The organism is Sandarakinorhabdus sp. (assembly GCF_031430775.1).
Taxonomy (GTDB): Bacteria; Pseudomonadota; Alphaproteobacteria; order Sphingomonadales; family Sphingomonadaceae; genus Sandarakinorhabdus.
Window position 1 is genome coordinate 1 of the sequence record NZ_JANPCD010000159.1, and the last position, 6694, is coordinate 6694.

General features: G+C 66.7%; 8 protein-coding genes. 7 read left to right on the forward strand and 1 reads right to left on the reverse strand.

Translation table 11 applies throughout. The annotated features are described in order from the left end of the window. The 4 genes from RMQ73_RS09960 to RMQ73_RS09975 all read left to right on the forward strand — a co-directional run. Positions 1-929 (forward strand): acetyl-CoA carboxylase carboxyltransferase subunit alpha (locus RMQ73_RS09960; protein ID WP_310498052.1); only part of this gene is annotated, 929 nt, incomplete at its 5' end. Between the two features lie 62 nt (positions 930-991). After that, the gene (locus RMQ73_RS09965) at positions 992-2425 is read left to right on the forward strand and encodes a M48 family metalloprotease (protein WP_310498053.1); all 1434 of its coding nucleotides are present in this window, start codon (positions 992-994) and stop codon (positions 2423-2425) included. Beyond that, positions 2425-2835, forward strand: a complete 411-nt coding sequence (mutT, locus tag RMQ73_RS09970) for an 8-oxo-dGTP diphosphatase MutT (protein WP_310498054.1) — start codon at positions 2425-2427, stop codon at positions 2833-2835. The genes RMQ73_RS09965 and mutT overlap by 1 nt, the downstream gene beginning before the upstream one ends. 88 nt (positions 2836-2923) lie before the next feature. Continuing rightward, positions 2924-3859, forward strand: coding sequence for a ribose-phosphate pyrophosphokinase (locus tag RMQ73_RS09975; protein WP_310498055.1), 936 nt, complete (start codon positions 2924-2926; stop codon positions 3857-3859). A 27-nt stretch (positions 3860-3886) separates the two neighbouring features. On the opposite strand, the gene RMQ73_RS09980 is transcribed toward RMQ73_RS09975, so the two are convergent. Then, positions 3887-4099: a hypothetical protein gene (locus RMQ73_RS09980; protein ID WP_310498056.1), complete on the reverse strand. Its 213-nt coding sequence runs from the start codon at positions 4097-4099 to the stop codon at positions 3887-3889. A gap of 90 nt (positions 4100-4189) precedes the next feature. Here RMQ73_RS09980 and RMQ73_RS09985 point away from each other — a divergent pair, with 90 nt between their 5' ends. The 3 genes from RMQ73_RS09985 to RMQ73_RS09995 all read left to right on the forward strand — a co-directional run. Beyond that, positions 4190-5224 carry an alanine racemase gene (locus RMQ73_RS09985; RefSeq protein WP_310498057.1) on the forward strand — a complete coding sequence of 345 codons (1035 nt, stop codon included), beginning with the start codon at positions 4190-4192 and terminating at the stop codon, positions 5222-5224. Further along, the gene (locus RMQ73_RS09990) at positions 5221-6015 is read left to right on the forward strand and encodes an ABC transporter permease (RefSeq protein WP_310498058.1); all 795 of its coding nucleotides are present in this window, start codon (positions 5221-5223) and stop codon (positions 6013-6015) included. Before RMQ73_RS09985 ends, RMQ73_RS09990 begins: the two co-directional genes overlap by 4 nt. After that, on the forward strand, positions 6012-6694 hold a 683-nt coding region (locus RMQ73_RS09995; protein ID WP_310498059.1), incomplete at its 3' end, for an ATP-binding cassette domain-containing protein. The genes RMQ73_RS09990 and RMQ73_RS09995, both read left to right, overlap by 4 nt.

Sequence of the window (6694 nt, forward strand, 5' to 3'; positions counted from 1 at the left end):
AAAAGCCCGTGGCAACCATTTTGGCACGCGCCAGCGATTATCGCGCGTCCGGCGACGAGGCAGGCGCCCGCCACGCCGAAGGGGCCGCGCGGCGGCTGCTGGCCGAAACCTATGCGCGGCTGACGCCATGGCAAAAGACGCAGGTCGCCCGCCATCCCGGACGGCCGCATTTTTCCGACATGGTCAAGGTGCTGGTCGAAGACTTCATGCCGTTGGCCGGCGACCGCAATTTCGGTGATGACCTTGCCATATTGGGCGGCATCGGCCGGCTGCGCGGCCAGGGCACCCCGGTGATGATCATCGGCCATGAAAAGGGCAACGACACCGCCAGCCGCGTCAGACACAATTTCGGCATGGGGCGGCCCGAAGGCTATCGCAAGGCGGCAAGGCTGGTTGAACTAGCGGGGCGTTTCAACGTGCCGGTGATCACGCTGGTGGACAGCGCCGGCGCCTATCCCGGCCTTGACGGCGAAGCACGCGGCCAGGCCGAAGCCATCGCCCGCGCCACGGCGGCGTTTCTGGCCGCGCCGGTGCCGATCATTGCCGCCATCACCGGCGAAGGCATGTCTGGCGGCGCCATCGGCATTGCAGCCGCCGACCGCATCATCATGCTGGAACACGCTGTTTATGCGGTGATCTCGCCCGAAGGCTGCGCCTCCATCCTGTGGCGCGCCGCCGAAAAGGCCAATAATCACGCCAGCGATGCTGCTGAGGCGATGCGCGTCACGGCTGCCGATTGCCGATCATTGGGCGTCATCGACACTATTGTCAGCGAGCCTCTGGGCGGTGCCCACCGCGATCCCGCTGCCGCCGTTGCCTCGCTGGGCATGGCGATTGCCGCCGAATTGCAACCCTTGCTCGGTCAGTCGCCGGCGGCGCTGATCAAGGCACGGCGCGCGAAATACATGGACATGGGCCGCATCGGCTGAGGTGCCGGCCGCTTATCTGCCAGCCATGGCGCGCCGCGACAATTGCAGATAATATCGGCGCCATGACGCCTTCCCCCCTGTTTGTCGCCGCCGCTATTCTGCTGGCCTCCCCGTTTGCCGCGCCGGCTTTTGCCCAGTCTGCCGGCCTGTCCGACGCCGACCGCCGCGCCGGGGCGCAGGCCCACCCGCAGCTTGTCTCGCAATTCGGCGGCGCCATGTCAGGCCCGCAAGCCGATTATGTCCGCCGCATCGGCCAGAAAATCGCCGTGCAGTCCGACCCGTCGACGCGGCCGCAGGATTATACGGTCACGCTGCTGAACTCCAACGCCAACAACGCTTTCGCCATCCCCGGCGGGTACGTCTATATCACACGGCAGTTGCTGGCGCTTATGGATGACGAGGCCGAACTGGCCTTTGTCCTGGGCCATGAGGTCGGCCATGTCGCTGCCCGCCACGGCCAGAAGCGCCAGACCCGTGCTGCACTGTCGGGCATATTGGCTGGCCTTGCCGGTGCCGTGACCGGATCGCAGATGGTCGGTCAGGGCGCCAACATGCTGGCTCAGGTCACGACGCTTGGCTATTCGCGCGAACAGGAACGCCAGGCCGACAGCCTTGGCGTGCGGTATCTGACGCGCGCCAACTATGACCCGATGGCCAGCGGCGACATCCTGGCCGCGCTTGGCGCCCAGACCAGCCTCGAAGGACGGCTGAGCGGCAAGGGCGACGGCCAGCCTGCCAAATGGCTGTCCACCCATCCCTCGACGCCCGAACGCGTGCGGCGCATCCTGGCCGAGGCCAAGATCGCATCGGCGAATGCCGGCGCCCGCGCCACCAATCGCGACGCGTTTCTCGATGCCATCGATGGCATGGTCGTTGACGATGACCCGTCGCAGGGCACCGTCGAAGGGCGCAGCTTCCGCCACAGCGGCATCGGCGTGGCGTTCGACGCGCCGCAGGGCTTTGTATTGCAGAACGGCACCGAGGCCGTGACCGGCACCAGCGGCAATGGCGCGCGGTTCCAGTTTGCCGGCGGCGGCGGCAAGGGCGAGGATTTTGCCGCCTATAGTGCGCGCATCTGGAGGCAGGCTGGCGCGCAGCCGGGTGCACTGTCGGCGCAGCGTATCAACGGCCTTGAAGTGGCCGTCAGCCGCGCCGCCGGCGGTTCGGGCGGCCGCCCCGTCGATGCCGTGCTGGCGGTATATCGCTGGGGACCGGACAGCTATTACCATATCCTCGGCCTGGCGCCCCAGGGCGGCGCACCGGCGTTTGACCCGCTGATCGGTTCGGTGCGGCGCATGGCCGCTGGCAATGACAGCCGCGCCCGCACCCGCCGCGTGTCCGTGGTCAGGGTTGCCAAGGGTGACACGGTGCAAAGCCTGGCGGCGCGCATGGCCTATGACGATGACAAGATCGCGCGTTTTACGGTGCTCAACCATGTCGATGCCAATGCCCGGCTGGAACCGGGCCGGCGGGTCAAGCTGATCGTGCTGCGCTGATGCGGCTGGTGACGGTGGTAGCCGCCGCGTTGGTGGGCGGCGACGGCCGCGTTTTGCTGGCACAACGCCCACCCGGCAAGTCGCTGGCGGGCCTTTGGGAATTCCCCGGCGGCAAGCTGGAACCCGGCGAAACACCCGAAGCCGCGCTGGTCCGCGAGCTGGCGGAGGAACTGGGTATCACTGCGCCGGCGCTGCGGCCGTTCAGCTTTGTCAGTCACGACATGGGCGATTTTCACCTGCTGATGCTGCTGTATCTCTGCGAGGATTGGCAGGGCACGCCGCAGGGCCTTGATGGCCAGGCGCTGCGTTGGGCGTTTCCGCAGGACATGGCGGCGCTACCGATGCCGCCCGCCGATGTGCCGCTGGTGTCCGCGCTGGTCGCGGCGCTGCCGATTACCGCATTTTGCTGAAAGCCATGTTGCCGGACGATGACAGTCCGGCTATGCCCCGGCGCGCAAGCGCCAGTCAGCGACAGCGCGCAAGCGGGGGACGCACCACATGAAAATTCTCGCCGGAAACGGCAATCCGGAATTGGCGCAGGCCATCGCCGCCTATCTCGAGATACCGTTGATCAAGGCGTCGGTGCGCCGCTTTGCCGATGAGGAAATCTTTGTCGAAGTGCACGAGAATGTGCGCGGCGAAGATGTCTATGTCGTGCAGCCGACTGCCGCCCCGGCCAACGACAACCTGATGGAGCTGCTGATCTGCATCGATGCGCTGCGCCGCGCCTCGGCGCGCCGCATCACAGCGGTCATTCCCTATTTCGGCTATGCCAGGCAGGATCGCAAATCCGGCTCGCGCACACCGATTTCGGCCAAGCTGGTGGCCAACCTCATCACCAAGGCCGGCGCCGACCGTGTGCTGTCGGTCGATCTGCACGCCGGGCAGATCCAGGGCTTTTTCGATATTCCCACCGACAATCTTTATGCAGCGCCGGTGATCGCCGCCGATGTCGAGGCACGGCTGGGCCGTGACGACATCATGGTCGTGTCGCCCGATGTCGGAGGCGTCGTGCGCGCCCGCGCACTGGCGAAACGGCTGGGCAATGCGCCGCTGGCCATTGTCGACAAGCGCCGCGAACGCGCCGGCGAATCCGAAGTCATGAACATCATCGGCGATGTGCGCGGCCGGCGCTGCATACTGGTCGATGACATCGTCGATTCGGCCGGCACGCTGTGCAATGCCGCCGCCGCGCTGCTTGAGGCCGGCGCCGCCAGTGCCACAGCTTATGTGACGCACGGCGTGCTGTCAGGCGGCGCCGTGGCGCGGGTCGAAGGGTCGGCGCTGACGGAACTGGTCGTCACCGATACCATCGCCGCAGTGTCCGCCGTCACGGCCGCCAGCCGCGTGCGCCGCATCACCATCGCGCCGCTTCTGGCCGAAGCCATGCGCCGCACCAACGAGGAAAGCTCGGTCAGCTCGCTGTTCGACTGAGGCGACTTGGGGTTGGTTACCGCCCGTTCAATTGCCTGTGGTGCGCAAGATGACGCGGCCATCGGGCAGATAGACTTTTTCCGGCGTTACATATTCCCCCTTGGGCGCGCAAATGCCGCCCGGGTCCTTGGCGCGCGCCTGCGCGCAGAATTCGGTGTCCGGGCGCGGTTGCGCCTGGGCAAAGGCCGGCGTTGCAGCCAGCAGTGTCAGGGAAATAAGGCTTGAAGCAATTTTCATCATGGGTGCTGTCTACACGAGCCTGGCTTGCTCGCCCATGAATATTGCCCAATGTTGCCGCCGGGCATCTCGACGGCTAAGTCAGGGATATCCATGCGCGAACCTGCCCCCCAAGCCCGGCTGACGGTCGATCTGGCCGCAATGGTTGCCAATTGGCGCGACCTGGCTGCGGCCGGACGTGCCGAATGCGGCGCTGCGATAAAGGCCGATGCCTATGGCCTCGGCGCCCGCGCCGCCATGAAGGCACTGGCGGCGGCCGGATGCAGGCATTTCTATGTGGCGCACTGGGCCGAAGTGGCGGCGCTGCTGCCGTTGCCGCCGGGTGTATCCGTTTCGGTGCTACACGGCGCTGCGCCGCACGAGATCGAAACTGCGCTGTCGCTGCCGGCCACGCCGGTGCTCGCCACCCCGGCGCAGGTTGCAGCGTGGCGCCAGACCGGCAGGCCGTGCGAGGCCATGGTCGATACCGGCATGAACCGGCTCGGGCTGGCGCCGGCCGAGGCGCAAGGCTTGCTGGCCGGCCTGACGGTGACGGTCTTGCACAGCCATCTGGCATGCGCAGAACAGCCGGGTCACCCGCTGAACGACATCCAGCGCCAGCGTTTTGCCGAGGTTGCCGCCGCGGTGCCGGCCGGCGCCTATGCACTGGCCAATTCCAGCGGCATCGCGCTGGGGCCGGGCTGGTTGTTCGACCGCACGCGCCCCGGAATCGCTCTGTTCGGCGGCGGGCTTTTGCCGGGCGGGCGCCATGCCCGCACTGTGGCGTCCCTGTCGGCGCGGGTCCTGCAAGTCCATGACGTAGCTGTCGGCGCCAGCGTCGGATACGGCGCGACATTTGTCGCTGCACGGCCCAGCCGCATCGCCACGCTGGCACTGGGCTATGCCGATGGCTACCGCCGCGCCTTGTCCAACAAAGGCTGCGCCCGCATCGGCGGTGTCACTTGCCCGGCGGCCGGGCGCGTATCGATGGACATGGCGGCCTTTGACGTGACCGATGCGCCACCGGTTGCGGAGGGCGAATGGGTCGATGTCGATTTCGATCTGGCGGGCACGGCGGCCCTGGCAGGCGCGTCGGAATATGAGTTGCTGACCGGGCTTGGTGGCCGCTATGCGCGGGTTTATCGATGAACGCCGCCGCCACTCTTGCCCATGCCCTGATTGCCATCGGCGCGGTTGTCACCGGGCTGTTGGCCAGCATCGGGCGGCTGCTGCGGTTCGCCGGCACGACGCTTTCGCGGCTGGTGTCGCCGCCCTGGTACCCGGGGCAGCTGGTGCAGCAGATGCTGGTCATCGGCTGGTTTTCGCTGCCCGTCGTGGGCCTGACGGCGCTGTTCACCGGCTCGGCGCTGGCGCAGCAGATCTTCATCGGCGGCAGCCGGTTCAACGCGGCATCGACGGTGCCGGCGGTGACGGTCATCGGCGTGGTGCGCGAACTTGGGCCTGTGCTGGGCGGGTTGATGGTGGCTGGCCGCGTCGCCAGCGCGATGGCGGCCGAGCTTGGTACCATGCGCGTCACCGAGCAGATGGATGCGCTGGTGACGCTGCGTACCGATCCGTTTCGCTATCTGGTCGGCCCGCGCATCCTGGCTTCGGTGCTGATGATGCCGCTGCTGGTGCTGGTGTCCAATGCGCTGGGCGTCATGGGCGGCTGGCTGCTTGCCACGACGCGGCTGGGGTTCAATTCGGCGCAGTATCTGGCCACCACCGCGCGGTTCCTGGAAACCGATGACGTGGTGTCGTCGCTGGTCAAGGCGGCGGTTTTCGGCTTTTTCATCGCGCTGATGGGCTGTTACCATGGCTATCACAGCGGCGGCGGTGCGGCCGGGGTGGGCCGGGCGACGACCAATGCCGTGGTGTCCAGCTTCATCCTGATCCTGCTGTCCAACCTCATCATCACCGTCATCGTGTTCGGGTCATGACACCCCGCATCCGTCTTGCCGGGGTGGCCAAGCGTTTCGGGCCGAAGGTCGTGCTGGACGGCGTGGACCTGGATGTCATGCCCGGCGAGAATGTCGTCATCATCGGCGGATCGGGTACCGGCAAATCGGTGCTGCTGAAATGCATCCTCGGCCTGATCAAGACCGACGCGGGCAGCATATTGGTGGACGGCGCAGAGGTCACGGGCCTGCGGGGCCGCGCGCTCGGCCGCCACCAGGCGCGGTTCGGCATGTTGTTCCAGGGCGGCGCCTTGTTCGATTCGCTCCCCATCTGGCGCAATGTCAGCTTTGCACTGGATGGTTCAGCCGCAGCGCGCCGGGCCGCCGCCATCGACAATCTGGCGCGTGTTGGCCTGGGCAGCGATGTCGCCGACCTGCGGCCAGCCGCGCTTTCGGGCGGCATGCAGAAACGCGTCGCGCTGGCACGGGCGATCGCGGCCCGCCCGGACATCATCTTTTTCGACGAGCCGACGACGGGGCTGGATCCGATCATGGCCGATGTTATCAACGGGCTTATCCGCACTTTGGTCACGGACCTGAAAATTACCGCCTTGACGATCACGCACGACATGGCGAGCGTACGCAAGATAGCGGACAGGGTGGCGATGCTGCATCAGGGGAAAATCATCTGGACGGGCGCGAAAAGCGCCATCGATGCCAG